The organism is Bradyrhizobium sp. USDA 4503, from assembly GCF_054055815.1.
In genome coordinates this window covers 3,284,601-3,310,167 of the sequence record NZ_JBSRXS010000001.1, presented here as the reverse complement: position 1 = coordinate 3,310,167, position 25,567 = coordinate 3,284,601, and the positions used below count along the sequence as shown (strand labels likewise).

22 protein-coding genes, 1 tRNA gene and 1 pseudogene are annotated in these 25,567 nt (G+C 61.8%); 17 read left to right on the top strand and 7 right to left on the bottom strand.

What is annotated here, in order from left to right; all coding sequences use genetic code 11:
* Positions 1–255 precede the first annotated feature (255 nt).
* From ACVMIH_RS16210 to ACVMIH_RS16180, 7 genes and pseudogenes are all read left to right on the top strand, one after another.
* Positions 256–609, top strand: a complete 354-nt coding sequence (locus ACVMIH_RS16210; RefSeq protein WP_057020632.1) for a DUF2200 domain-containing protein — start codon at positions 256–258, stop codon at positions 607–609.
* 758 nt (positions 610–1,367) lie between these two features.
* A pseudogene (locus tag ACVMIH_RS16205) lies at positions 1,368–2,354 on the top strand (IS30 family transposase); the annotation flags it as partial.
* A gap of 362 nt (positions 2,355–2,716) precedes the next feature.
* On the top strand, positions 2,717–3,721 hold the full coding sequence (locus tag ACVMIH_RS16200) for a TRAP transporter substrate-binding protein (protein WP_028342401.1): 1,005 nt from the start codon (positions 2,717–2,719) through the stop codon (positions 3,719–3,721).
* 320 nt (positions 3,722–4,041) lie between these two features.
* The gene (locus ACVMIH_RS16195) at positions 4,042–4,614 is read left to right on the top strand and encodes a TRAP transporter small permease (RefSeq protein WP_057020631.1); all 573 of its coding nucleotides are present in this window, start codon (positions 4,042–4,044) and stop codon (positions 4,612–4,614) included.
* The gene (locus ACVMIH_RS16190; protein WP_076834271.1) at positions 4,614–5,897 is read left to right on the top strand and encodes a TRAP transporter large permease; all 1,284 of its coding nucleotides are present in this window, start codon (positions 4,614–4,616) and stop codon (positions 5,895–5,897) included. Before ACVMIH_RS16195 ends, ACVMIH_RS16190 begins: the two co-directional genes overlap by 1 nt.
* Positions 5,898–6,059: 162 nt before the next feature.
* The gene (locus tag ACVMIH_RS16185; RefSeq protein WP_028332421.1) at positions 6,060–6,650 is read left to right on the top strand and encodes a Spy/CpxP family protein refolding chaperone; all 591 of its coding nucleotides are present in this window, start codon (positions 6,060–6,062) and stop codon (positions 6,648–6,650) included.
* A gap of 164 nt (positions 6,651–6,814) precedes the next feature.
* Positions 6,815–6,890, top strand: a tRNA-Lys gene (locus ACVMIH_RS16180).
* Between the two features lie 19 nt (positions 6,891–6,909).
* Here ACVMIH_RS16180 and ACVMIH_RS16175 read toward each other — a convergent pair.
* Together ACVMIH_RS16175 and ACVMIH_RS16170 are read right to left on the bottom strand one after the other, a co-directional pair.
* On the bottom strand, positions 6,910–7,182 hold the full coding sequence (locus ACVMIH_RS16175; protein ID WP_456862506.1) for a hypothetical protein: 273 nt from the start codon (positions 7,180–7,182) through the stop codon (positions 6,910–6,912).
* Positions 7,183–7,217: 35 nt separating this feature from the next.
* Positions 7,218–7,646, bottom strand: a complete 429-nt coding sequence (locus tag ACVMIH_RS16170) for a hypothetical protein (protein WP_456862504.1) — start codon at positions 7,644–7,646, stop codon at positions 7,218–7,220.
* A gap of 443 nt (positions 7,647–8,089) precedes the next feature.
* On the opposite strand from ACVMIH_RS16170, the gene ACVMIH_RS16165 reads away from it, so the two are divergent.
* The 6 genes from ACVMIH_RS16165 to tenA all read left to right on the top strand — a co-directional run bounded on the left by ACVMIH_RS16165 (position 8,090) and on the right by tenA (position 14,716).
* Positions 8,090–9,130, top strand: a complete 1,041-nt coding sequence (locus tag ACVMIH_RS16165) for a 2-keto-3-deoxygluconate permease (protein ID WP_456862502.1) — start codon at positions 8,090–8,092, stop codon at positions 9,128–9,130.
* 29 nt (positions 9,131–9,159) lie between these two features.
* Entirely contained in the window at positions 9,160–10,467 is a 1,308-nt protein-coding gene (locus tag ACVMIH_RS16160; protein WP_456862500.1) for a four-carbon acid sugar kinase family protein, read from the top strand.
* A complete protein-coding gene (gene pdxA / locus ACVMIH_RS16155; RefSeq protein ID WP_057020626.1) occupies positions 10,464–11,462 on the top strand; it encodes a 4-hydroxythreonine-4-phosphate dehydrogenase PdxA in 999 nt (332 codons plus the stop codon). The genes ACVMIH_RS16160 and pdxA overlap by 4 nt, the downstream gene beginning before the upstream one ends.
* Positions 11,463–11,613: 151 nt before the next feature.
* Positions 11,614–12,381 (top strand): DeoR/GlpR family DNA-binding transcription regulator, encoded by a 768-nt coding sequence (locus ACVMIH_RS16150; RefSeq protein ID WP_057020625.1) that lies wholly within the window; start codon positions 11,614–11,616, stop codon positions 12,379–12,381.
* Between the two features lie 140 nt (positions 12,382–12,521).
* On the top strand, positions 12,522–13,304 hold the full coding sequence (locus tag ACVMIH_RS16145) for a C13 family peptidase (protein WP_245311791.1): 783 nt from the start codon (positions 12,522–12,524) through the stop codon (positions 13,302–13,304).
* Between the two features lie 737 nt (positions 13,305–14,041).
* On the top strand, positions 14,042–14,716 hold the full coding sequence (tenA, locus tag ACVMIH_RS16140) for a thiaminase II (RefSeq protein ID WP_456866496.1): 675 nt from the start codon (positions 14,042–14,044) through the stop codon (positions 14,714–14,716).
* 20 nt (positions 14,717–14,736) lie between these two features.
* On the opposite strand, the gene ACVMIH_RS16135 is transcribed toward tenA, so the two are convergent.
* From ACVMIH_RS16135 to ACVMIH_RS16120, 4 genes are all read right to left on the bottom strand, one after another.
* Positions 14,737–14,904: a hypothetical protein gene (locus tag ACVMIH_RS16135; protein WP_156436544.1), complete on the bottom strand. Its 168-nt coding sequence runs from the start codon at positions 14,902–14,904 to the stop codon at positions 14,737–14,739.
* A 72-nt stretch (positions 14,905–14,976) separates the two neighbouring features.
* A complete protein-coding gene (locus tag ACVMIH_RS16130) occupies positions 14,977–15,975 on the bottom strand; it encodes an SIS domain-containing protein (protein WP_057020624.1) in 999 nt (332 codons plus the stop codon).
* An 11-nt stretch (positions 15,976–15,986) separates the two neighbouring features.
* Positions 15,987–16,943, bottom strand: coding sequence for an N-acetylmuramic acid 6-phosphate etherase (locus tag ACVMIH_RS16125; RefSeq protein ID WP_229159522.1), 957 nt, complete (start codon positions 16,941–16,943; stop codon positions 15,987–15,989).
* A 19-nt stretch (positions 16,944–16,962) separates the two neighbouring features.
* Positions 16,963–17,901, bottom strand: coding sequence for a BadF/BadG/BcrA/BcrD ATPase family protein (locus ACVMIH_RS16120; RefSeq protein WP_456862498.1), 939 nt, complete (start codon positions 17,899–17,901; stop codon positions 16,963–16,965).
* A 119-nt stretch (positions 17,902–18,020) separates the two neighbouring features.
* Between ACVMIH_RS16120 and nagA the strand changes: the two genes are divergently transcribed.
* The 4 genes from nagA (at position 18,021) to ACVMIH_RS16100 (ending at position 23,673) form a co-directional block, all read left to right on the top strand.
* Complete coding sequence (gene nagA / locus ACVMIH_RS16115; RefSeq protein WP_076834254.1) at positions 18,021–19,196, top strand: N-acetylglucosamine-6-phosphate deacetylase; 1,176 nt, start codon at positions 18,021–18,023, stop codon at positions 19,194–19,196.
* The gene (locus ACVMIH_RS16110) at positions 19,197–19,358 is read left to right on the top strand and encodes a hypothetical protein (protein ID WP_156436543.1); all 162 of its coding nucleotides are present in this window, start codon (positions 19,197–19,199) and stop codon (positions 19,356–19,358) included.
* A gap of 301 nt (positions 19,359–19,659) precedes the next feature.
* Complete coding sequence (locus tag ACVMIH_RS16105) at positions 19,660–20,085, top strand: YybH family protein (protein WP_057020648.1); 426 nt, start codon at positions 19,660–19,662, stop codon at positions 20,083–20,085.
* A 228-nt stretch (positions 20,086–20,313) separates the two neighbouring features.
* The gene (locus ACVMIH_RS16100) at positions 20,314–23,673 is read left to right on the top strand and encodes an AAA family ATPase (RefSeq protein ID WP_456862496.1); all 3,360 of its coding nucleotides are present in this window, start codon (positions 20,314–20,316) and stop codon (positions 23,671–23,673) included.
* A gap of 68 nt (positions 23,674–23,741) precedes the next feature.
* Here ACVMIH_RS16100 and ACVMIH_RS16095 read toward each other — a convergent pair whose 3' ends face one another.
* The gene (locus ACVMIH_RS16095; protein ID WP_233475841.1) at positions 23,742–25,052 is read right to left on the bottom strand and encodes a patatin-like phospholipase family protein; all 1,311 of its coding nucleotides are present in this window, start codon (positions 25,050–25,052) and stop codon (positions 23,742–23,744) included.
* Between the last annotated feature and the right edge of the window lie 515 nt (positions 25,053–25,567).

Here is a 25,567-nt window from a genome sequence, read left to right as displayed (position 1 = left end):
CCGCCCGTGGATTGGACATGGTGGTGATCTAACGGATCGGGTGGGGCGCCGCCCCAGAGCGGTTGCCGTCGCTGTAGAGCGATTGCTGCCAACGCATGCGGGCCGCCGCACGCGAGCGCTGGGGACGAAACGGGAGGCAGCAGGCCATCGCCATGCCCCTAGCCACGTGCGACACTTCGGATTGGCGAAGCCGGTTCAACCCAGGACTAATATCTCCTCGTCGAGACCCCGGAATACGAACGTTCGGAGCAATTCATGGCCAAGCATCGGATCTATACAACGAGCTTCGCAAGCGTTTACCCGCTCTATGTCGCGAAAGCGGAGAAGAAGGGACGCACCAAAGCGGAGGTTGATCAGGTGATCTCCTGGTTGACCGGCTACGGTTCGAAGGAGCTGGAAGCTCAGTTGGAAAAACAAACCGACTTCGAAACGTTCTTCGCAAAGGCGCCTGAAATGAATCCTTCGCGGGCCTTGATCAAGGGCATGGTGTGCGGTGTCAGGGTTGAGGAAATCAAAGAGCCGACCATGCGGGAAATTCGTTACCTGGATAAACTGATCGATGAGCTGGCGCGTGGAAAGGCCATGGATAAAATCCTGCGGAGGGAATGACGCCTGATCGACCGGATTCCGTTCGCCGGCGAGGCGACACCGGACGCTGGTGCGTCGCCCGCAATGACGAAAGGACCGGGGAGGGCCGCTACCACTGAGTTGCCCGACGGCGCAAGCCTTCGCAGCAAAAATATTTCGCTTTATCCGAAGCGTGGCTCGGTGTATGGTCTGCCCGTCTCACCCGACACGAGGGGCGCTTCGCCGTCGTCACGAACGTGGGTCGAGATGCGGTGGACGCCGATTGCGCAGTTGACGAACGTGCATGAGGCGGACGGTGAAGTCGTGTGGTCCTGACGCCCTAGCGGCAGGTGTCTTTTCCGATTGCGCAGTGCGCGTTGCGAAGACGGTGACAACCAAGCCCAGTCTCGCCGGGGAGAGCACGAAGTAAGCCGTAGCCCATCGCGCAGGGAAAGCCGGGTTGTTTCCGGTTACACCTGTGGTCCTACCCCCGAGCTTTCTACCCATTGCTCGGGGCCCATGGGTGCGATCGGCACCCGGCTTTCCCTGCGCCCTCTGCTTGAGGTGAGGGCGGAACAAGATGCAAAGCTCGGACGCAATGCGCCGCGAGAGTGCGGAAGCATGAGCCACACGTGGTCCAACACATTCAGTGTCGTCTTGGCGAAAGCCAGGACCCATTACCCCAAATGAGACTTGTTGCGCGATGCTGGGGCCACGACCTCGTTCACAATCAAATGCGGTGGTGATGGGTCCCCTGAGTTCACAAACGAAGTGCAACACTTCCTTGAGGAGGTGTTGCCATGGGGCGGACTTACAAGCAGCTCTCTCTGGACGACCGATGCGAGATTGCCTGCCTATCGGCCAATGGCAGCTCGGTCCGGCAAATCGCGGCAGCTCTGGATCGCTCGCCATCAACGATCTCTCGGGAACTGAGGCGCAATCGGGGGAGCCAGGTCGGCTACAAGCCGAGCTATGCCCAGCACCAGATGCGAGCGCGGCGCTGGACGGGCGGACGCCTCGAACGGGAGCCCGGCCTGCGCCGCGCGGTGTTGCAACGCCTTCGCCGCGGCTGGACGCCCGAGCAGGTCGCTGGCCGGCTGGCCCGCGAGTACGGGCGCAAGGTGATCTCCCACGAGACCATCTACCGCTTCATCTATCGCCCACTCAGGCGCACCACGGACTTCAACTGGCGGCGCTATCTGCCGCGCGCCAAGAGCAAGCGCGGCTGCCGCGGCAAGCGGGGCGGCAGCCCCGCAAGCTTCATCGAAGGCCGTGTATCCTTGGCAAATCGGCCGCTCGAAGCGGCCGACGGCAGCGTGCCCGGACACTGGGAGGCCGACCTGATGATGTTCTCGAAATACGGTCAGGCCGTGCTGACCGTGCATGAGCGCACCTCGCGGCTGCTGCTCGGCATCCGCCTTGCCAGCAAGGTCGCGCGCGGTGTCGCCCGCCATCTCGTGGGCTTCTTCGCGCCCCTTCCACAAGAGCTGCGCCAGAGCGTTACCTTCGACAACGGCACCGAGTTCGCCGCTCACCTGGCGCTGCACCGCCTCTCGATCGCGACCTTCTTCTGCGATCCCCATGCCCCCTGGCAGAAGGGTGGCATCGAGAACGCCATCGGCAGGATGCGCCGCTTTATTCCCCGCAAGACGGATCTCGTAACCCTCTCGACCGCCAGATTCCGCCAGTTCATCGCCGCCTACAACAACACCCCGCGCAAATGCCTTGACTACCGCACGCCTGCCGAGTCCTTTGCTCAAGTGTTGCACTTCGAATGTGAATCCACCTCCCGGCTTTCGCCAGGACGACAACGAAGAGTCACATCTGCAAGATTTGCCGCGGCGTATGGATCTCTGTTTTCGCAGGGCGACAGCCGGCAAGAAACACGCGCAGCATTCGCGCCCGGCGAACCCGCCATTGCCAAACCTCGCATTGACCTCATTGCCGTAGCCGGGCACAGCGTGCGGGCGGTGTCATTGAACGGTCGCAAGAGCCGAAGGGGATACCGCCGCATCGAATTTTGCAGTGCAGCAATGGTGCAATTGGCCCCTGCTAAAGGGGCAATGGCAATCGTCTTTGCTTGTCTGTAATGGTGCGACCGGATGTCTCGGGGCCGGTATTCGCGCTCCGCAATTACGCGGGAGGAAACATGCGTAAACTCATATTGGCTGCGGCGTCGATCGCGGCTTTGACCTTTGTCGGGCCTGCGGCGGCGCAGTCGCCGATCGTTCTCAAATTCAGCCACGTGGTGGCCTCGGATACGCCGAAGGGCAAGGCAGCCGACAAGTTCAAGGAACTCGCCGAGAAGTACACCGGCGGCAAGGTGAAGGTCGAGGTCTACCCGAACTCGACGCTTTACAAGGACAAGGAAGAGCTCGAGGCGCTGCAGCTCGGCGCGGTGCAGATGCTGGCGCCGTCAAACTCGAAGTTCGGCCCGATCGGCATCAAGGAATTCGAAGTCTTCGATCTGCCCTACATCCTGCCCGACCTGAAGTCGCTGCGGAAGGTCACCGACGGGCCGCTCGGCGCCCAGCTGCTCAAGAAGCTGGATTCCAAGGGCATGACCGGTCTCGCCTATTGGGACAACGGCTTCAAGCAGATGAGCGCGAACAAGAAGCTGGTCGCGCCCGCCGACTACAAGGGGCTCAAGTTCCGCATCCAGTCGTCGAAGGTGCTGGAAGCCCAGTTCCGCGCGCTCGGCGCGATCCCGCAGGTGATGGCATTCTCCGACGTCTACCAGGCGCTGCAGACCGGCGTGGTCGACGGCCAGGAGAACACCTGGTCGAACATCTACACCCAGAAAATGCATGAGGTGCAGAAGTACGCCACCGTCACCAATCACGGCTACATCGGCTACGTCGTGGTCGTGAACAAGAAGTTCTGGGACGGCCTGCCGGCCGATATCCGCGAGCAGCTCTCCAAGGCAATGAAGGAAGCCACCGAGTTCGGCAACAGCCAGTCGGCCAAGGAAAACGACGACGCGCTCGCCGAGATCAAGAAGGCCGGCAAGACCGAGATCGTCGCGTTGACGCCGGAGCAGGACGAGGCGATGCGCAAGGCAATGATGCCGGTCTACAAGGACGTGGCATCGCGCGTCGGCCAGCCGTTGATCGACGAATTCCTCAAGGAAACCGGCCGCAGCCCGATGAACTAGCTGCGGTGCTTCGCCGCTGAGGCGATGCCAGACGAGCTCCCTCTCCCCGTTCTTGCGGGGAGAGGGTTGGGGTGAGGGGCCTTCTCCGCGAACGCGGCTCCAGATGTGCTCGCGGAAGCTCCCCCTCACCGGAAATTCAAGCTGCGCTTGAATTTCGACCTCTCCCCGCACGCGGGGCGAGGTAGATCGGAGGCAGCTCCGATCGACGGCAACAGTCACGCGGGACTTGAACCGCAAACATTGTGAACGCCGCGGCCGCGTGAGGTCGCGGCCAGGGTGCCGTGGCCGGTTGCCGCATCAGGCCATGACAGGGGAGATCAATGCTGCTTAAAATTCTGGACCGGCTCGAGGAAATCATCATCGCGAGCCTGATGGGGGCCGCGACGCTGCTGACCTTCGTCACGGTCGTGCACCGTTTTCTGGTCGACGTTCCCGTGCTCTATCCGTACCTGTTCGGCATCAATCTCGCCTGGTCGCAGGAACTCTGCATCTACATGTTCATCTGGATGGCGAAGTTCGGCGCCGCCTATGGCGTACGCGCCGGCGTCCATGTCGGCGTCGACGTCCTGATCAACCGCCTCAACGATTTCTGGCGCAAGCGCACCATCACCTTCGGCCTGCTCGGCGGCGCGCTATTCACAGGGATCGTCGGCACCATGGGTGCCAAATTCGTGTTCGAATTGATGCATACCGACCAGGTCTCGCCGGATCTCGAGATCCCGAGCTGGATCGTCTACGCCTGCATCCCGCTCGGCTCCTATCTGATGTGCTTCCGCTTCCTGCAGGTGTGCTGGAATTACTGGTGGACCGACGACCTGCCGCACCATGACGCCTCCCATGTCGATGGCGTCGAGACCAGCAAGACCGCGCCCGTCGCGCTTGGAGAAGCGTGATGAGCGCCGCACTTATTTTCGGACTGCTGTTTGCCCTGATGCTGACGGGCATGCCGATCTCGATTTCGCTCGGCCTTACCGTGCTCACCTTCCTGTTCACCATGACCGAGGTGCCGATCGAGAGCGTCGGCCTGAAGCTGTTTTCGGGCCTCGACAATTTCGGCATCATGGCGATCCCGTTCTTCATCCTGGCGGGCACCTTCCTGACCCGCGGCGGCGTCGCGCGGCGCATGATCGCGTTCACCACCTCGCTGGTCGGACATCTGCCCGGCGGCCTTGGGCTGGCCGGCGTCGCGGCCTGCGCGATGTTCGCGGCGATCTCGGGCTCGAGCGTCGCCACCGTGGTTGCGATCGGCTCGATCATGATGCCGGCGATGGTCGATCACGGCTATCCGAAGCGGTTCGGCGTCGGCGTGATCTCGACCTCGGGCGCGCTCGGCATCCTGGTGCCGCCCTCGATCATCCTGGTGCTCTACGGCGTCTCCACCAACACCTCGATCGGCGCGCTGTTCATGGCCGGCATCGTGCCGGGCGTCGTGCTCGCGCTGATGCTGGCGGCGGTGACTTTCTTCGTCGCACAGCGCAACGGCTATCCGAAGATGCCACGCGCGACCATCGGCCAGCAGTTCACGGCGTTCCGCGAAAGCATCTGGGGCCTGCTGCTGATCGCGATCGTGCTCGGCGGCATCTATGGCGGCATCTTCACGCCGACCGAAGCGGCCGCGGTCGCCGCGACCTACGCCTTCTTCATCACCGTATTCGTCTACAAGGAGCTGAAGCTCTCCGAGGTGCCGAAGGTGCTGCTGCAGGCGGCGAGCATGAGCTCGATGCTGCTCTACATCATCACCAACGCGGTGCTGTTCTCGTTCCTGATGACGCACGAGCAGATCCCGCAGGAGATGGCGGCTTGGATCATCGACAAGAACTTCTCGGTCTGGATGTTCCTGCTCGTCGTCAACATCATCCTGCTGCTCGCCGGCAACGTGATGGATCCGTCGTCGATCCTCCTGATCATGGCGCCGATCCTGTTTCCGCTGGCGACCAAGCTCGGCGTGCACCCGGTGCATCTCGGCATCCTGATGATCGTCAACACCGAGGTCGGGCTGTGCCACCCGCCGGTCGGGCTCAACCTCTACATTGCGAGCAGTATCGCCAAGATGGGCATCAGCGAGATCACCATCTCGGTGTTGCCATGGCTGTGCGCGATGCTGGTGTTCCTCGGCCTGATCACCTACGTGCCGGAGATCTCGCTGTGGCTGCCGCGCTTGCTCGGCATGATCTAGCGCAAACAACAGACATCCAAAGCGCGACCTCGCGCCTTGGATGTTTCTGCGGTGCAATGAAAGCGGATTACATCTTGGTAACAGAGCTCTCTCTGTCCAATCCGTAAGTTGAAGGCGCGGGCGGGCGGCATCATCTTCGAGCAACCTTCAAAGGAGGTTCGTATGAAGAAAGTTCTGCTCGCCGGCATCGCGGCGCTCACGATTGCCGGTTCGACCGCGGTCTATGCCCAGCATCGTCCCTGGTTCCACGGCCATATGCGGATGAGCCCCGAGGATCGGGCCGCCTTCCTCGACGCGCGGATCGCCGCCGTCCACGCCGGGCTGAAGCTCAACGCCGATCAGGAGAAGCTGTGGCCGCCGGTTGAGGCCGCGGTGCGCGACTTCGCCAAGATGCGGCTCGATCGTGCCAATGCGCGGATGGCCGCCGAGAAGACCGATGCGGACAAGTCGCAGAAGCCGGATGATCCGGTCGCCCGCCTGCGCGAGCGCGCCGGCAACATGGCGGCGACCGCGACGTCGCTGACGAAGATCGCCGATGCCGCCGACCCGCTCTACAAGACGCTCGACGACAACCAGAAGCGGCGGCTGAGCATGCTGACCCATATGGAAGGGCGCGGCTTCGGCGCCGAAGGCTGGCGCCGCCACCGCCTAGAGCGCGGCATGGACCGCTGGGAGCGCGGCGGCCGCGGCTTCGATCACGACCGTTTCGACCGCGACGATGGCCCTGATCAGGAGCGCTCCGGCCGGCTCTGAGCGCCGTCCGCCGGCACCCTCGCCAAGCCTATGAAAGGCCGCCGGATTCCGGCGGCCTTTCGGTTGTCAGAAAGTCGGGAAAACTTGCTTGAGCTTGCTGGACATCGGGGAATCGCTTTGCTAAACGACCGCTCTCTTGCGAGGGTCATTTCCGGACAAGTTCCGGGCGCATAGCTCAGTTGGTAGAGCAGCTGACTCTTAATCAGCGGGTCCCAGGTTCGAGCCCTGGTGCGCCCACCAAGCTTTTCAATAGCTTAGGTTAGCCCTCGTAGTTGTCATTCCGACAAACGGCCGCGTCTATTCCGACAAACCGGCTGCTTTTGTTCGCTCCTCGCTTCCGGGTCCCCGAGATCAGCTGTTTACGGGTCCGCTTTGCATAGATCGGCAATTGCCGTGCAGACCTGTGGCGGCCGGCTGCGCGCAGTTCCGCGTCGGTCAGGTCGCTGTCGGCACCCTCGGTGAAGCCGCCGTGGCGGAACGAGGTGAATGAAAGCTCGGATCGAATGCCGGCTGCGGCGACAATGTCCTTCACGACGCTGCGCAGGTAGCGGAGGTCCTTGCGCTCAGTTATCCACGGTGGCGGAGTACGCGACTTGCGGTGCGGCGATCGCGCCTGAAGACCAGACCCGAAACCGTGACCTGCTTGATGGCATTGAGCTCGGCCACCAGTTCGGGGAAAAGTGATTCGCCCCGATCATCGAAAAGCGGCCACCAGGCTTCCTCGCCGTTCTTCGGATGCACGATCTTCACGCTATTGGGCCGCTCCTTGGGGCGGTAGTGCGAAATCTCAAAAGCTCCGACGACATGCTCCTCGCGCTGCAACCACTCCGTCAGCCCGTGAGACCGCCAGCTGTCGAAGGCCGGCAGAAGAACGTACTCGGCGCGCTCAACGGCCGCATTGTAGTTCTCACCGAGTGCCTTCGCCTTGACGTGACACCCTTGCGCACGTGCCCACGTTGGAGGCTCGAAGAGGTAGGCCCATCGGCCGTTGCGCAACGGCTTTCGCCTGCAATACCGAGGCAATCTCAGAGCGGTCTTGGGAGGTTTCGTACTAGCGCCCGAAGAAAGCTTGCGCGAGCGCGACGACTTACAGGCCGACGTTCCGCTGGCTGAGGCAGTATCCCGCCTGCGGCGAGGGCCCGGCCGGGCACCCTTGCGGCCGAAGCATGCGACGGTCGGGGCTTCGGTGGGTGTTGCCCCAAGTAAGCGTTTCGAGCATCTGCGCGATGAGCACCATGCCCAACCTCTCATGACCCAATTCCCTGGCATTCTCCCGCGAGCAAAATCAATCGCATCTGACGGAGCGAATGTTTTGCGCGAAATGCGCAATATGTCTTGAATACTGCGCGATATGAGCATATACGGCCAGCGTTTGCTCGTTTTTATAGCAAAATGCGCAAAATGATCGGAAGTGCGAGGTGTACGGGAGGACAACAGAAATGCAGATTCCAATTAAGCGGGCGATCGAGAGCGTGCCGGGCGGGATGATGGTGGTTCCTCTGTTGGTCGGGGCGCTTATTGCGACCTTCTTTCCCGATACCCCGAAGTTTTTTGGCTCCTTCACCGGCGCACTGTTCTCTGGCGCGCTGACAATTCTCGCCGTGTTCTACGTTTGCATGGGCGCGAGCATCGACTTCCGCGCGACCCCCTATATTGTGAAGAAGGGCGGCACCCTGCTGATCGTGAAGGTTGGCGTGGCCGTTGTCCTCGGCCTGATCTTCGGCCGCATTTTGGGAGAGACTCCGGTCGCAGCTGGCATGTTCGCGGGTGTCTCGACGCTCGCGATCGTCGCCGCCATGAACGACACCAATGGCGGTCTCTATATGGCGTTGATGGGCCAATATGGACGTCCGCGTGACGTCGGCGCCTATACCGTCATGTCGCTGGAGAGCGGTCCTTTCCTCACCATGATCACTTTGGGCGTCGCCGGCCTCTCGGCATTTCCATGGCAGACCCTCGTGGGCGCTATCCTGCCTCTGGTGGTGGGTATGATCATCGGCAATCTCGACAGAGAGATGCGCGACTTCCTGAGCCGCGCGGTGCCTGTGATGATCCCGTTCTTCGCCTTCGCGCTCGGCGCCGGCCTCGATCTGTCGAAGGTTTGGCAGGCCGGCCTGCTCGGCCTCGGCATGGGAGTGGCCGTGGTGGTTGTGACCGGCATTCCGCTGTTCCTCGCCGATCGCATCACTGGCGGGAATGGTGTCGCGGGTGTTGCGGCGGCCTCAACGGCCGGTAATGCGGCGGCCGTCCCGGCGATTGTCGCCGCGGCGAATCCAGCCTATGCGGACGCGGCGCGGCCGGCGACTATCCTCGTCGCGGCGTGCGTCGTGGTTACCGCAATCCTCGTGCCGATCGTCACCGCCTGGACAGCCCGCGTTGTTGGTCGCGACGTCGAGGAGCCTGCAGAAGAGAACAACGTGGCTTCTGCCGGCAAGATGCCCCCCGCGGCGCGCTCGGTTGTCACTGAGGCAAGTCACTGAGGCAAAGTCACTGAAGCAGGTCGCTGAAGATGGCCCCTAAAGCGTTTTCGAGCGAAGTGGATACCGGTTCGCGTCAAGAAAACGCGTCAAGCCAAAGCTGGCTGATCGTCGCTGACGATCTCACCGGTGCCGCGGACTGTGCGATCGCCTTCGGCAGAAGGGGGCGTGCGGCTGCGGTGACGTGGGGTGAGGTGACCGACGCGTCGGGCTACCAGCTGCCTGTCCTGGCCTACGATGCCGCGAGTCGAGGCCTTTCGGCCGGGGCCGCTGCAGCCCGCCATGCCGATGTGCTGGCGCGCCTTTGCGAAGGCGGACGTATTCTTTTCAAGAAGATTGACTCGACGCTGCGGGGGCAACCTGCAGCGGAGACTGCCGCCGCGCTTGCGCATCTCAAGTCACGGTCGGGTCCGGCCTTTGGCGTGTTCGCGCCGGCCTTTCCGGCCACCGGCCGGACCACCATCGACGGGCGTATCCTGGTCAGAGGCCGCCCCCTCGAGGAGGCCGAGGTCTGGCACCGCGACCACACCTACCCGAATGCCGATCTTGTCGACGTTCTCGCGACCGCGGGCGTTCGCGGTGAGAAGGTCAAGCTCGCTGCCGTGCGCGGTGGCGATCTCAAAGCCACGTTCGCGAGGCTCGCCTGGGAGGGCGACGTGGTCGCGGCCTGTGACGCCGAGACTGAACACGATCTGCGTTTGATCGCGGAGGCGAGCCTGCATGCATCGCCCGCAACCTTCTTCATCGGCAGCGCCGGCCTCGCGCATGCGCTGGCCGGCCTCGAAGTCAGCCATGCCGTCGAGCCGCTGCGCATTCCCACGAGCGCATCCGGCACCCTGATCGTGGTGGGCTCGCTCGCCGGCGCATCTCGCGCCGCCGCGCGCGAGCTGGAGGCGACCGGCACCGTGGCGCATTTCCCGGTCGCGCCGGAAACGCTGCTCAACGATGGTGCCGGCCGGGCGGCGGTCGCCGCGGACGTGATGAAACGACTTGCCGGCGGCGGCGATACACTGGTTGAGATCATGATGGATGATCACCCCGACATGTCGCTCGGCCCGCAGCTCGCCAAGGGGCTCGCCGACGCTCTTGAGGCCGTCGCACCCGCGATCGGCGCCTTCGCTGCGACCGGCGGCGAAACCGCCGCGGCGATGCTGTCGCGCTTCGGTGTCAACGGTATCCGTCTTGCCGACGAAATCGAGCCGGGCGTGTCGCTCGGCCTTACTCTTGGCCGATTGTCTGTTCCGATCGCCACCAAAGCGGGCGCGTTCGGTGACGAGAACAGCCTCATCCGCATCAGCGAGCGGCTTCGCGCCGTCCGAACCAGAGGAAGTTTCATATGACTCGTCCGACCATTGCGATCACCATGGGAGATCCGGCCGGTATCGGGCCCGAGGTGATCATGAAGGCGCTGGCGCAGCCGCAGGTGCGGGCGATCTGCAATGCGCTGGTGATCGGCGACTCCAACCGTCTGCGCAAGGCCGGTCAGATCGTCGGCGTGCCGCTTGAAGTCGATGCGTTGAGCGACGCGAAGCAGGCGAATTTTGCGTCGAAGGCCGTGCAGTGCGTTGACCTGAAGCTGGTGCCGGACGATCTGCCGTTCGGCAAGGTGTCGGCGACGGCAGGTGAGGCGGCATATCGCTACATCGAGAAAGCCGTGCAGGTGGTGCAGGCAGGGCTCGCGCAGGGCATCTGCACCGCGCCGCTTTCCAAGGAAGCGCTGCATGCGGCCGGCCACAAATATCCCGGCCATACCGAGCTCCTGGCGCATCTGACCGGCACGCCGGAAGTATCGATGATGCTGGTGTCGCCGAAACTCCGCGTCATTCACGTGACCACGCATATCGGCCTGCTCGATGCGATCGAGAAGATCGAGCCCGGCCTCGTCGAGCGTGTCATCGCACGCGGGCATGACGTGCTGGTGCGCGCCGGCGTCGCCAATCCGAAGATCGGCGTCTGCGCCATCAATCCGCATGCCGGCGAGAACGGGTTGTTCGGTCGCGGCGAGGAAGCCGCGAAGATCGCGCCGGCCGTGGAAGCCTGTCAGCGCAAGGGCTGGGACGTGCACGGCCCCCTGCCTGCCGACACGCTGTTCTTCCTGGCCGGCCGCGGCGACTACGACATGGTGGTCGCGATGTATCACGATCAGGGCCATGGACCCATCAAGGTGCTGGGGCTGGAAGCCGGTGTGAACATCACTGTTGGTCTGCCGGTGATCCGCACCTCGGTCGATCACGGGACCGCCTTCGACATCGCGGGCAAGGGCATCGCCGACGAGCGCAGCCTGATCGAAGCGCTGCGGCAGGCGGTCGATCTCGCGCCGAAGAAGGCGGCTTGAGAGGGCTGCGCGGGCTCCTCAGGATGAGGAGCGAGATGCGCGTTAAGCGCAGACATTGCGCGGCCGATGCATCGTGGTATCCATCGGCCGTGCCGCGAAGCCGATACGGTCGAGCTCGGCTGACGGCAATGAATCCGGGGGCTGAGGTTCGATGTCGATGCGCAGCAAGGAGCGTCACGCTCGTCTGTTGGAAGCACTGAACGCGGGAGAGATCGATGTCGACGATCTCGCGCGGCGCTTCGACGTTTCCGCTTCCACCGTGCGGCGCGACTTGCAGCATCTTTCCAAGAACAATGCCGTGCGCCGCACCTATGGCGGCGCCATTCTCACCGCCCACGCGAACGAGACAACGCTCGAGCAGCGCCTCGCGGTTCAGGGCAAACAGAAGCAGGCGATCGCGCGCGCGGCGATCGATCTGATCGAGGATGGCGACACGCTGATTCTCGATGCCGGCTCGACGGTCGCAGCCTTCGGCCGACTGCTGCAGCATCGGCGGCTGCGCATCATCACCAACAATCTTGCGCTGCTGCCCTTCTTCGCCAAGGCTCCGAGCATAGAGCTTGTGGTGTTGGGCGGCGCGCTGCGCACCACCAGCATGAGCACCATGGGGCCGCTCGCCAATGAGGCGTTGCGGCGCATGACCGCGGACCGCGCCGTCGTGAGCGCCGACGGCGTGGTGAATGGCCGTGGCCTGTGCGAAGCGGATCTCGAACAGGTCGCACTGAAGTCGCTGATGATGCAGCAGTCGAAGGAAGTCATCGTTCTCGCCGACGCCAGCAAGCTCGGCCGCGCCGAACAGATGGCCTGGGCGCCGCTGCCGCCGCGCTGGACTCTGGTGACTGATGTCGGCGCATCTGAGGAGCAGTGCAAGCGTCTCGCCGACGCGGGAGCGCGCGTGATCGTTGCCGGCGTTCGCTGAGCCGGCATCGCAATTTTTCGCGTGATCGGAGAAAAATATCGACCGAGGCGGGGTTGCGGTAAGGAATCGCTGAATCGGGGCGCAATGCCGTCAACTTGAATCGCCATATGCTAGGTGGCGATCACCAAACGAGGTTCGCCATGGCGTGCAAGTCTTGGAGTGGTTCTTGGAACGGCACTTGGATCGGCTCTTGGATCAGCCGGCTTGGCGCGCCGCTCGTCGCTTTTGTTTTGACCGTCGCGCCGTTGGCTTCGCCGGTGCACGCCGTTGAGGACGCTCGCAAGGTGAGCGTGGTGTCGTTCGGCCTTTTCGGCGATCAGGGCGTGTTTAGAAGCGAGGCGACCGGCGCAGCACAGGTCGTAGCGGGTCGTTTCGGGAGCGGCCCAGTCAACGTGCAATTCAATTCGAAGAAAGGCGGAGGTGCAACGATTGAAGGCCTGGCTAAGTCCTTGCAGGCGGCGGCCAATGGGATGGACGCCGAGAATGATGTTCTGTTCTTGATTCTCACCTCGCACGGCTCCCCCGACGGGCTTGCAATCAAAGCCGGGCGGCTTACGCAAACGCTCACGCCGTCCCATCTCGCCGCCATGTTGGCGCGGACCGGCATGCGATACAAGGTGGTGGTCATCTCTGCCTGTTATTCCGGGGTCTTTATCCCTCGTCTCGCGAACCCCGATACGTTGGTCATCACCGCGGCCGATGCCGACCATTCATCGTTCGGCTGTCGGGACAAAGCCAAGTGGACCTACTTCGGCAACGCCTTTTTCAATGTCGCACTCCGGCAAGCCAGAAGCCTGAAGAACGCCTTTGTCGTTGCACGCTCGCTCGTCCAGCAGCGAGAACTGCGCGCTCGCTTCGAGCCGTCGAATCCCCTGATGGCAGGCGGCGCAAACGTGCAGCCGTTGCTCATTGCGCGTCCTTGAGAACCGGCCGCGTTTGCGGCCGGCGCCGGTGGGTGCCGTCAACCTCGTCCATGTTGATCTGGTCACCGCATCGCGCCGCATGTCTGCTACTGGCCCAACACAGCCTGGGCCCCTTAGCGGACTTGATTGGCGTTATGGCTGACTTCCGCTTTGCCGGAGATAGCCGACTTCACCGCCAAAGGGAGAGACTGCTTCTGTCGGTGCCTCTCCGTCGGCCGAAGGCGAGGATCGTGGATGGCACTGTCGCGTCCACTCATTTAGCAGGTGAGCTTGCCTGACGCCGTTGCGAACTTTGGTGTGAACGAAAACAGCACGTATCTGGTGCGGTTTCTGGTGCGGTCGTCGCGCTGCGGGCAACGGGAACGAAGTAAGCTATTGATCTCATTGGCGGGCCCGGCAGGACTCGAACCTGCAACCAGACCGTTATGAGCGGTGGGACAATCGTCGCCGCTGTTAAGTTTCCTGCCTTTTCGTCGAATTCGACCACGTTCGCCGCCCTTCGTGCGAGTTGTTATTGGCGCGAAACTGGTGCGGATTGTCTGTAGTCGAATCTTGGACCAGGACGTTGCGTTCTGTAGGTGATAACGTGAGAACGCACTCAAGCCCAGCGATCGACGGCAAGCGACCTCCATACGGCAGCGTGCCGGCAGATCGCCGCGGCCGGCCAAGGTCAGCCTCATAATGCAGGCTATGGGAAGTAATCAAAGCGGTTCATGACAAGCCAGGCGAAACATAACGTGAGTTTCTGGGAGCGTCTAAAGACAGAGGCATCTGCTGAGTGGCGCGCCTACACCGAGCATCCCTTCACGAACGGATTGGCAGACGGCTCGCTCGCCGAACCGGCATTTCGTTATTATCTTGCTCAGGATTACTTGTTCCTCATCGAGTTCGCGCGCGCCTACGCGCTCTCGGTCTACAAATCGCCCAAGCTTGCCGACATGCGTGAAGCAGCGGCCGGTCTTTCGGCCATCCTTGATGTCGAGATGAACCTTCATGTGACACTCTGTGGCGGTTGGGGTCTGTCCCCAAGCGACCTTGAACAGACCCCTCCGGCGGCCGAGATGCTAGCCTATACTCGCTACGTGCTGGATGCTGGAATGCGCGGCGATCTGCTGGCACTCAAGGTGGCGCTGGCCCCATGCGTGATCGGGTACGCGGAGATCGCGAAGCGGCTGGCTGCACAACCCGATGCGAACGCTGCGACGAACCCCTATCGCGTGTGGATTGCCGAGTACGCTGGTGCGCCATACCAAGAGGTCGCGGCGAAAGCGGGAGCACACTTGGAACGTCTCGCTGATCTCTACGCCACCCCGGCCCGCGAGGCAGAGCTGATTGCGATCTTCAAGGAAGCTACTCGTCTCGAGGCAGACTTCTGGGAGATGGGCTGGCGCGCGGGCCAGCGTGTCGAATAGCGCTTCGGAAACTGTCATGCTTATAACCTGAAGGTCATCGGTTCGAATTTGTTGGCAAAGCTATCCGCAGATTTGGTCTCAATTGGGCTCTCTTTGATGATTTTGGTGGGTCCGGCAGGACTCGAACCTGCAACCAGACCGTTATGAGCGGCAGAATAGCGGTCAGCTTCGTCGCCTTTGCCGCGCATTCGGTCGCTTCTGCTCGCGTTTGTTACGTTTTGATGATGTCGCTCCCGCTTTGGTCGCCAGCCAGCGATCAGTCAAAACGTCTCGGTAACCTTGCTCAGGCGAGGGGGACGATCCGGGTCAAATCCGCGCGCGCATGCCGCCTGCTCGATCATCCGGTAGGCCGGAACGAGCATGGTGATCGGGTCGGTGGCGGGGTCATCCTCGACCAACCAAGGCAGCGAGCCATGCGGTCCGCCGCAGAGATGCAGCGCGATCTTTTGCTCGCGCAATTCCTCTGCCAGTGCGTCCACCGTGGCCGCCGTTTCATCCATGAGGCGCATCATGACAACTGGCGTGCGCGACGATAACGCGGCACGTGGCCCATGCTGCAGCTCGGCGGCGCTCAGTCCGATGGAGGGCAGGCGCATGATTTCCGAAAGCTTGAGCGCGATCTCCCTCGCCGAGCCCAGGCCCAGGCCCCGAGCCGCCACAAACACGGCTGATGCCTTGACGAGATCATCGGCAATCTCCGACCAGTCGAGCGCCAGCGCGCGGTGCAGGCGCTCGGGCAGCCGGTCGAGGGCTGACCGCAGCGCACGATCTTGCGCCAGCTCGGCAACCAGTCCGGCACTGGCGGCCATCGAGCCGATCACGGTCTTCGTGGCCGCTACGGAGTGTTCTTGGCCGGCTTCGATCGGAACGACAAATTCCGCTTCGTCAGCCACCGGCGACGACGGCGCATTGACGATGGCAATCGTGCGTGCGCCCGAGGCTCGTGCCGACCTGGTCGCTGCGACGAGATCCGGGCTGCGCCCCGATTGCGAGATTACGATGAACAGCGCATCGCGGAGCATCAAAGGTGTGCGAAATGCCGTGATCACCGAGGGAGCACTTGCTGAAACGGGAAGGCGAAGCCGCGTCTCGACAAGATATCTCAAGAAAACCCCGGCATGCCCGGAGCTTCCCCGACCACACACGACGCACAAAGGGGCGGAGTCAATCCCAATCCGCTGTGCGATGTCGCGTAAGGCGGGTCGGCCGCGAACAATGTTAGCGACAACATCCGCGCTTTCCCCGATTTCGCTCGCCATCGCGGATGTCGTCACGGCTCAACCACTCCGCCTCGGCCGCGTCCCGCCGCTCCCTTTGGGAGTCGGTCACGATGCGAGTCACGATTCTTGGCAAGCTCGACAAACACTTGCCGAAGGTTGCCGTCACAGTTCTCCAGAACGGTCTCCGCATCAACCCTGTCGACACCGAGCGCCAGAAGGACTGCAATCTTGATGTCTCCCTCGGCCTGCTCGAGCGAGCGTGCCGCGTGCGACGGATTACAGCGCGCGATTTGCGCCACCATGGCCTCGGCGCGCCGCTTCAGCTTGGCATTGGTCGGCGGCATGTTCACCATCATGCCGCGATATACCCGGCCAAGGCGCAGCATGATCCCCGAGGAGATCAGGTTGAGCACGACCTTCTGCGCGGTGCCCGCCTTCATCCGCGTGGAGCCGGCGATCAGCTCTCGGCCGGTCTCGACCAGGATCGGAAACTTTGCCAATGCCAGCAGTGCGGTGCCGGGATTGTTGGCGACACCAATCGTTACTGCATCGAAAGACCCTGCCTGCTGCAGCGCCGCGACCGTGAACGGCGTTGTGCCGCTGGCGGCTACCGCAATCACCACGTCGTGCGGCGTGAGCCGTGCGGCGCTGATCTGCGTGACTGCATCATCGACATCGTCCTCCGCGCCCTCGATGCTGGTGACGAACGCGCTGTCACCGCCGGCAACGACGAAGCGGACGCGCTCGCGGGGCCAAGCGAAGGTCGGCGTCAGCTCGGCGCCGTCCTGGACCGCCACGCGGCCTGACGTGCCCGCGCCGACATATACAATGCGTCCGCGGTCGCCCAGCACCGTCTTGGCCGCTTCGGCTGCCGCAGTGATCGCGGGAAGGGCATGGCCGATCGCGGCGACCGCCGCAAGCTGGCCCTCCCACATCGCTTCCATCGCTGACGTCAGCGACCATGCATCAAGGTCGGTAAATCTGGGATCGACTTCTTCGGTGGCCATATCGGTGATCCAAGCACCATCAAACGCGGAACTTCGAAGTCTGTTCATGGTCAGTTTCTCTCTTGGGCGGGTCCAGCTTGCGCAGGTCGAGCCGCCCTCGGGCCACAAGCAGCGCGCCGGCCGCTGCGTCGGCGTCAGGACGCCTCAGGCGAGCGCGCAGGTCAGGCGTTAGCCAGGGCGTAATCGCATCCGCGAGCCCGCCCACCAGCGCGAGCCGGTCAATTCCTTTAGCCAGGAACAGATCAAGCAGATCGCCAATGGCATCGGCCGCGCGTTCGACAATGCGGCGGCCGACCGGATCGCCCTGATTGGCATGCCGCATCACGGTCGGCGCGAACGCGGCGTAGTCGGTGGCCCGGGCTTCTTCAGACCACGCCACGGCCTGATAAGGATCTTGATCGAATGCGCCCAGCACCTCTGCAAGCAATGGTGTCAGCTCGCCGCGGCGATCCGCGGCCCGCAGCGCCAGTCGAACGACCTGCAGGCCAATGTCGGCGCCGCTGCCTTCGTCCGAGACTGGGAAGCCGTAACCGGCGATGCGGATCTCGCTGCCGCCAATCAGGCCGACACCCACCGAGCCCGTGCCGGCCACCACGATGGCCCCGTCCGCGCCGCTATGGGCGCCGACACAGGCAGCTAGGCCATCGCTGACGAAGATAACGGACGCAAAGGGATGCGGGATCTCTTTGAGCGCCGCTTCCGCGCCCCGGCGACCAATGCCGGCGAGGCCAATTCCGGCGTGCATCCGCGCGAAATCCTCGCGCGTCAGTTCGGACTGTGCGGCCGCCGCTTCGGTGGCCTCCATGATGGACCGCCAGGCCCTGTCGAAGCCAATCCGGGTCGTGGCAGGCCCCGAGCTCGCTTCACCGAGTACCCTGCCGTTTTCGTCCTCGATCCGGGCGCGGCAGCGGGTTCCGCCCCCATCGATGCCGAGATAGGTGGTACCTTTTGTTTCCATGAGAAGTTAACGCAAGGATTTAGCTCCGGGTCCCTGAAGCCCGTTGTGTACATATTGGGACCTGTACAACACGGGACTCGCCTCACGAGTCCGTGATTGCCATTCTCGGATCAGCACTTATGGGCCAAGCTGGGTCTTCCGTGGTTTTCTCGATTGCTGCGCAGCACATCTTTGACGGTGCCGACATGCGCGGGCCGGGGTTGGTCAGAATATCGCAGGGGCGGATCGAAGGCATTACCGAGGAAGCGCGCGCCTCGATCCACCTTCCCCGAGATGCGATACTTGCACCCGGATTCGTCGATGTTCAGGTGAACGGAGGCGGCGGCGTTCTTCTCAACGACCAGCCAACGGAGGCCGGCGTTCGCCGCATCGTCGAGGCGCACCGCAAGGCCGGCACCACGGGCTGTTTGCCAACCCTCATCACCGATCGAAGCGAGGTCATCGAACGATTGGCTGTAGCAGCTCAGGCGTGCCTCGAAATTCCTGGCGTGCTCGGCTTTCATCTGGAAGGTCCGGCCCTCAACAGGTCTCGCAAGGGCATTCATCCGGAAGCCGAGATACGCGTGCCCGATCGGCGCGATCTCGCCGCCATCAAAAGCTTCGGGGACCGCGGTCGCTCCATGGTGACCTTGGCCCCGGAATGCGTGCCCGCGTCCATGATCGATGAATTGATCGGCGCCGGATTGCGTATCGCGGCCGGCCACAGCGACGCCACCGCAGCCGAAATCGGGCAGGCGGTCGATCGCGGTGTCTCGGGGGTGACCCATCTGTTCAATGCCATGTCGCAGTTGAACGCCCGAGAGCCGGGCTTGGTGGGCGCCGCGCTGGGAGATGACCGGTTGTTTGCAGGGATCATCTGCGACGGCATCCACGTTGACCGCGTCGGCTTGCGTGTTGCCTTGCGCTGCAAGGGACGCGATCGATTGATGCTGGTTACCGATGCCATGCCATTGGCGGGCACGAGCGACCGGCAATTCCTGCTACAGGGAAGGGAGATCACGTTGCACGACAATCGCCTGACTGACCGGGATGGCACGCTCGCGGGCGCTCACCTCACCATGATCGAGGCGGTGCGCAACGCTGTTGCGCTTATCGGAATCTCCCTTGTCGATGCTCTTATCATGGCTTCCCGGACGCCCGCGGCATTTCTAGGCCTTGGGTCCGAGCTTGGACGGATCGCGCCCGGATACCGCGCGGATCTTGTCGCCTTTAATCCGAACTTTGAGGTCATTGGTACATGGATAGGCGGTGTTGGTTCGATGGGCGAGGCGAACAAGGCTTCCGAGCGAGGTTAGATGCGCAACCAGCCCATCGTCGTGCAGAAATACGGTGGTGCCTGCCTTGAAACACCGGCGAAGATTCGCGCGGTTGCGCGCAGTCTCGCCGACCTGCACGGCAGTGGGAAAGGCACCTCTGACCGGGAAAAATGCGCCTTGTCCCTTCATCCTTCCAAGTAAGCTGTTGCAATCGCAGCAAATGCGAACGCCCTCCGAGCGCACCATAATTCCAGAGCGGGGATGCGACGTCGCTATTGGCTTCACACGGGCCGAGCATCCGGCTTGAGAATTGGTGAGAAATTGCGCGAAGTCACTTGCTACCATAAGGCGCGCGTTGCGCTGGTTAGTCAATGTTGCTGACGGTAATTCCCCGGAATTGCTGGCGCGCCAAACCCGGTCTGGGATACCTCATTCAACGCACCCGGTTCTTGTCAAGTCAACGTCCGCCCTGCATTCGCATCGAACATATTTGGAGATGATCATGCGTAGCATAGCCTTGATGATTGCATTCGTGATCTCGTTTACCGCCCCGGCGTTAGCTCAAAAAGCCGAGATCGAGGCCATCAATGCGAAATGGATTGAATTGTTCAACAAGGGCGACTTCTCGGGAGTTGCGTCACTCTACAGCACGGATGCGACCGCATTCCCGCCAGGTACCGCGATGGTTCACGGCCGATCAGCCATCGAGGCAATGTGGAAAAGCATGGCGGAACAAGTTAGCGATCCGAAGCTCGCAACCCTTGACGTTAAGCCCCTTGGTCCAACCGCGGCGCGCGAGATTGGGACGTTCGCCCTCAAGACCAAGGGACCGACACCGAAGGATGTGACTGGAAAGTATGTCGTGGTTTGGGAGAAGGTCGGCGATGATTGGAAGCTGACCACCGACATCTGGAACGACGGCAACTAGGCATCTCTGTTCATAGCTGTGCTTCGCGCTTACGTTGAGTTGGCTATTGCACGGTCGAAGGCGCGCGCGATCGGGGCCCCATGGCATCGCTTGGCAGCGCCCAGCTTTCGCCGGAGCCAATGTGTTAAACTGGCTGAGATGTCTCGCGATCGGTGCTTCCATTTGCAGATGTGCCTTCGCAGGTCTCTGCAATGTGCTACCCTTATCCCTATTGGCCATAGGTATACCATGACAGGTATTGCAGAGTGGCTGGCATCGATCGGTTTGGGAGAGTACGCCGATCGTTTCGCAGAGAACGCTATCGACCTCTCGGTCGTCGGCGATCTCACGGAGCAGGACCTCAAGGACCTCGGCGTCCTGCTTGGGCACCGGCGCAAGCTGCTGCGCGCGATTGCGGCACTTGAGGATGATGTCGCTGCATCGGACCAAGCGGCTGCCAAACCAGCGCCGCGAGACGGCGCCGAGCGGCGCCAAATCACGGTCATGTTTTGCGATCTGGTGGGCTCGTCCGCACTTTCGGCCCGGCTGGACCCGGAGGACTTGCGCTCGATAATCGGCGACTATCACGCCTGTATCGCTGAGGTTATCGCCCGGAGTGAGGGCGTTATCGCGCGCTACATGGGGGATGGCGTGCTTGCCTATTTCGGCTACCCCCTGGCGCACGAGGACGATGCCGAGCAGGCGACACGTGCGGGGCTGTCACTGGTCGATGCCGTGGCCAACCTTCAGACAGATATCGGCACCAAGCTGCAGGTTCGCGTTGGCATCGCTACCGGTATGGTCGTCGTGGGCGATCTGATCGGCGAAGGCGCCGCCAAGGAGCAGGCGGTGATCGGTGAGACACCGAATCTGGCTGCTCGTCTGCAGCAGTTCGCCGAGCCCGGTACGGTGCTGATCTCCGAGAGTACGCGCCAGCTCACCGAAGGATATTTCGAATACTGCGATCTTGGCTCGATCGCGCTGAAAGGATGGGCGGAGCCAATACCTGCCTGGCAGGTGCTCGGGACGACTGGAGTCGAAAGCCGCTTTGAGGCTCAGCACAGGACTCGATTGACCCCCTTGATCGGGCGAGACGAGGAGATCGAGCTGCTGTTGCGGCGCTGGCAGCACGCCTCTTCGGGCGAAGGTTGCGTAGTGGTTCTAACTGGAGAGCCAGGTATCGGTAAGTCGCACATCGCGCTGGCGCTTCAAGAACGGCTCCAAGCCGAACCACACATTACGGTCCGCCATTTCTGCTCAGCGCACCATACCAACAGTGCGTTGCATCCGTTCATCGACAATCTCGAACGTGCTGCCCGTTTCGAAAGAGGTGAAGCGCCGACGGAGAAGTTTGCCAAGCTTGAAGCTCTGCTGTTGCGGTCTGGCGCCGACGCAGATCGTGTGGTGCCGGCTCTAGCAAACCTTCTGTCGCTACCGGTCAGTGACCGCTACCAGCTGCCCGAGCTCAGTCCGCAGAAACGCAAGGAGATGACGTTGGCGGCATTCTCGGCTCAGCTCGAAGCGTTGGCGGCGCGGCAGCCAGTGTTCATCATCTTTGAGGATGCCCATTGGTCGGACCCGACTTCGATGGAGCTGCTCACGATTACACTGGAAAAAGTACCACGACTCCGAGTGCTGCTGCTCATCACCGCGAGACCAGAGTTCACGCCGCCCTGGCCTGGTCATGCACATGTGACGACCGTCTCGCTTACACGGCTGAACCGGCGCAACGGGGCGGCCTTGATCGAGCGCGTCACGGCAGGCAAGACGCTCCCGGAGGAGGTCTTGGACCAAATCCTCGCTCGCACCGACGGCGTGCCCCTGTTCGTCGAGGAACTGACCAAGGCGGTGCTCGAAACCGGCTTGCTGCAGGAGCGAGACGACCATTACGTGGTCAGCGGTCCGCTACCCTCGTTGGCGATTCCAACGACATTGAACGCATCGCTGATGGCTAGGCTCGACCGATTGGCCCCCGTGAAGGAAGTTGCTCAGATCGGCGCCGTTGTGGGGCGCGAGTTCTCGTACGAACTGCTGAGCGTGGTCGCCAAGCTGCCAAGGCAACGGCTTGAGGAGGCGCTTGCCCAGTTGGTTCAGGCGGAGTTGATATTCTGCCGAGGCGAGATACCCCGGGCGGTCTACACCTTCAAGCATGCGCTCGTGCGGGACGCTGCCGAAGCGGGACTTCTGAAGAGCCGACGCGCAGCGCTGCATGCCGCCGTCGCCAACGCTTTCGAGCAACGATTCCCGGAAATTGTGGAGTCTCAACCCGAGACTCTCGCACTCCACCTTACCGAGGCGGGATTGTTCGAAAAGGCGGGAGAATATTGGCTCCAGGCAGGCAAGAAAGCGGCCATGCGCTCCGCCAACCTCGAAGCGATCGCACACTTGCGCAAAGGCATTGAGGTCTCGGCCCATTTGGCCGACGGTGCGCTTAAAGACCGGCTGGAGCTTGATTTCCAGTACGCGCTCGGGCCCTGCCTCATTGCCACCCAGGGGCCGGCCTCGCCTCAGGCGGTGGCGACCTTTGCGCGAGCGCGCGAGCTGTGCCAGCGGCTCGGAGATCCCCCCGAGCGACTACAAATCATGTTTTGGTTGACCACCGCGAGCGTCATTCGCGGCGAGTTGCCGGTCGCCGAGGAAATGATCTCGGTGTTGCTCGATCTTGCGGAGGGTCGGGGTGATCGACCAACGTTGCTCAACGCGATGCGTGGGCAAGGGATGATACGCCTTTTCATGGGAAATCTCGTAGGTGCCCAGGAGGTGATCGAACGGGCCTTCGAAGCGTTCGAAGCGAGCAGCGAGCATGATAGATTGGCGGCGCGTGCTGCCGGCCAGGATGCGGGTGTGGCCGACCTGGCTCTGATGTCATGGGCGCTCTGGCTGCAGGGCCGTGCTGATACGGCACTCGCGCGTGTAAATGCCGCCCTTCAGCGTGCCGACGTCATCAGTCATCCGCATTCGCAGGCCTATGGATGCTATTACGCATCCATTCTCCACGCTCTTCGGGGTGACTTCCGAAAGGCACACCGTTATGCCGATCGTTGTCTCGCCTTGTCGGAAGAACTCGGATTCCGGCAGTGGCGAGGATTGGCTCGCGCCATCCGGGGGATAAGCGCCACCTTCCTTGATCCTTCGTCCGCTGCGCTCGAGGAAATCCGCGCGGCGATGAACGAATATCGCGGCGCGGGCTATCAGCTTGGCATCACAGCCCTGTATGTGCTCCTGAGTGCCGCTTTGTTGTCGAGCCATCAAAGCGAAGCCGCGCTCGAACTGATTGAGCAGGGTCTCGCTACAACCGGCCGCAATAGCGAACGGATATTTGAGGCCGAGCTGTATCGATTGAAGGCGCGCGTATTGCTCGTCCGCGATGCACCGGAGGCCAGCACCGATGCACGATCACTGCTCGATCACGCATTGACAACTGCGAAAAGTCAGCGCGCCAAGGCCCTTGAACTTCGAGTAGCAGTAGACCTCGCCAACTTGTGGATCGATCAGGGCAGAACCAGCGAAGCGCTCGACCAACTCGTGCCCATCTACGGCTGGTTCGTCGAGGGTCTTGAAACGCAGGATCTGAAGCAGGCAAAGGCATTACTCGACCGACTGCAGTAATTGCGCCTCGACTGCGGATATTGGAGCTTGGCTCAGCAGGTCGGCCTCAAGGCTGCTTTACCTTGCCGTTACGCAGCCCGCCTTCGACATTCGTGATATGCCTCCTTAACCTCTCGCCATCCCGCCTCATCGCTTTCCGCAGGATTCTCATTTATGAAATGTGGCCCGTCATGCGGCGGACGTTTTCCGTGTTCGTAGTATGCCTTGATTGCTTGTTCAGCAGCGATCCTTCCCAACTTTCTCCCGCTGTCCAGGTTGCTGTGGTTCCATTTGAAACTGATGTGCCCCGGCACATGAATCTCGACGATTGTGCCCTTCCACGGATGCTCTCCGGATTTTGGCTTGTCGTACCGCACGTGGTATTTGAAGAGCTTGACGTCATCTTCGCCAACGGTCGCTGCGAACAATTGGCAGAGATTGGCCAGGGCATCGTGAAGGTTTTCCGGTTTGCGGACTTGCTTTGAATCGACGATCCTGCTCACCCATATCTCGTCCAGCTCATCGCCCGGCTTATGATGCTCCTGGAGCAAGCTCTCGAAGTTGACCGTATCGACCAGTGCTCCTTCGCAGTAGGTAACTCCGTCGATCTCTACGGTTTCTTCCACGAAGGGAAGGGCTGAACACGCACATAAGCTGGATGCGCTGATAGGCACTTTGTACTCTTTCCCGTCGACCTTCTTGTTCTCATCGACCTTCTTGGGCATCGGGCGGTTGGAAAACAACGCGAGTTTATGCTCATCGAGATTCCAGGCGTTGTGGAATATGAATGGCTTTTCGGGTCTTCCCAGCGCGTCGAAATTTATGCTCTTCATAAACTGGCTGTGTGGATAGTTGATCCTAGAGAGGCCGGTGACTTGGGACAGATACATCATTGACGTGAAATAACGAACGAAAGGATTTGGGGCCAGCACCTGATTAAGAACCCATCTGTTTACGTCTCCCTCATCCGGGCTCGTGAACTTCTTCCCGCCGTCCGTGTCGGGCTGTTGAGCGAACCAGAGCGACATGGATTCCCTGAAGGCATTCGCGACCCTGTTTGGGTCCCACAAATCCTTATAGGTATTGGGATCTGCGACGAAGTTGGTCAGAGCCTTGCCGATGCTTTCCCAATCCGGGCCGAACACCGTGTTTATGGGAAAGCGCCTATAGCTTTCGTCGTCTCGAAACACGCCATTCTTGAAGAATTGATGGGTCTGTTTCGCCCTGTCTTTATTGTCAACGTTGTCAAACTGATTGTAGACGATCCCAACCCAGGCGCCGATGCAGGACAATGCCCACACGTCAAAGGTTATACCTGCGTTGGCAAGAGCTTCCAGAACTCCAATGTGCAGCCCTGCCGCCGGACCACCACCGCCGAGCGTAATCGCCCTCTTCACCATTGGTTCCTCCATCAAATTTTTTGCATGGCTTATTCTCTGATCAAGTTTCTGAACCGCGTAAAACTAAAAGACTGGTCGTTTGCTGGGTCCGCGGGCTTTCGGCCGCACCGAATGCCGTTGAATCCAACTCGACAACTCATTGATCGCAGCGTTGCGAAACACGATACGTGCGACGGAACGGTGGACGTCGAGGTTCGGCGCCTTCTCGAGCCTGCTGATCGCGCTGGGCGCACGCCGGCCGAGAGCTCGAGCAAGCATATCGCGGTCTGGCCCGCCCATTTGTGAACCAATTCACGGAAGATATTTATCGCCGATGTTAGTAGGGGAGATGTTGTCCAATTGTGGCTTCCGCTTCTGGCCCATCGCGACATATTGCGCTGCCGCACGAACCTGGTCGCTATAGGAGCAAAGCGGACGTAGTCACCAGTCACATGAGGCCGTCGGATCTATAGGCCACTCTATACGATGGGCAGGCCGAATGCGCCGCATGGCAAGCTCCATCTCTTCAGACAGAC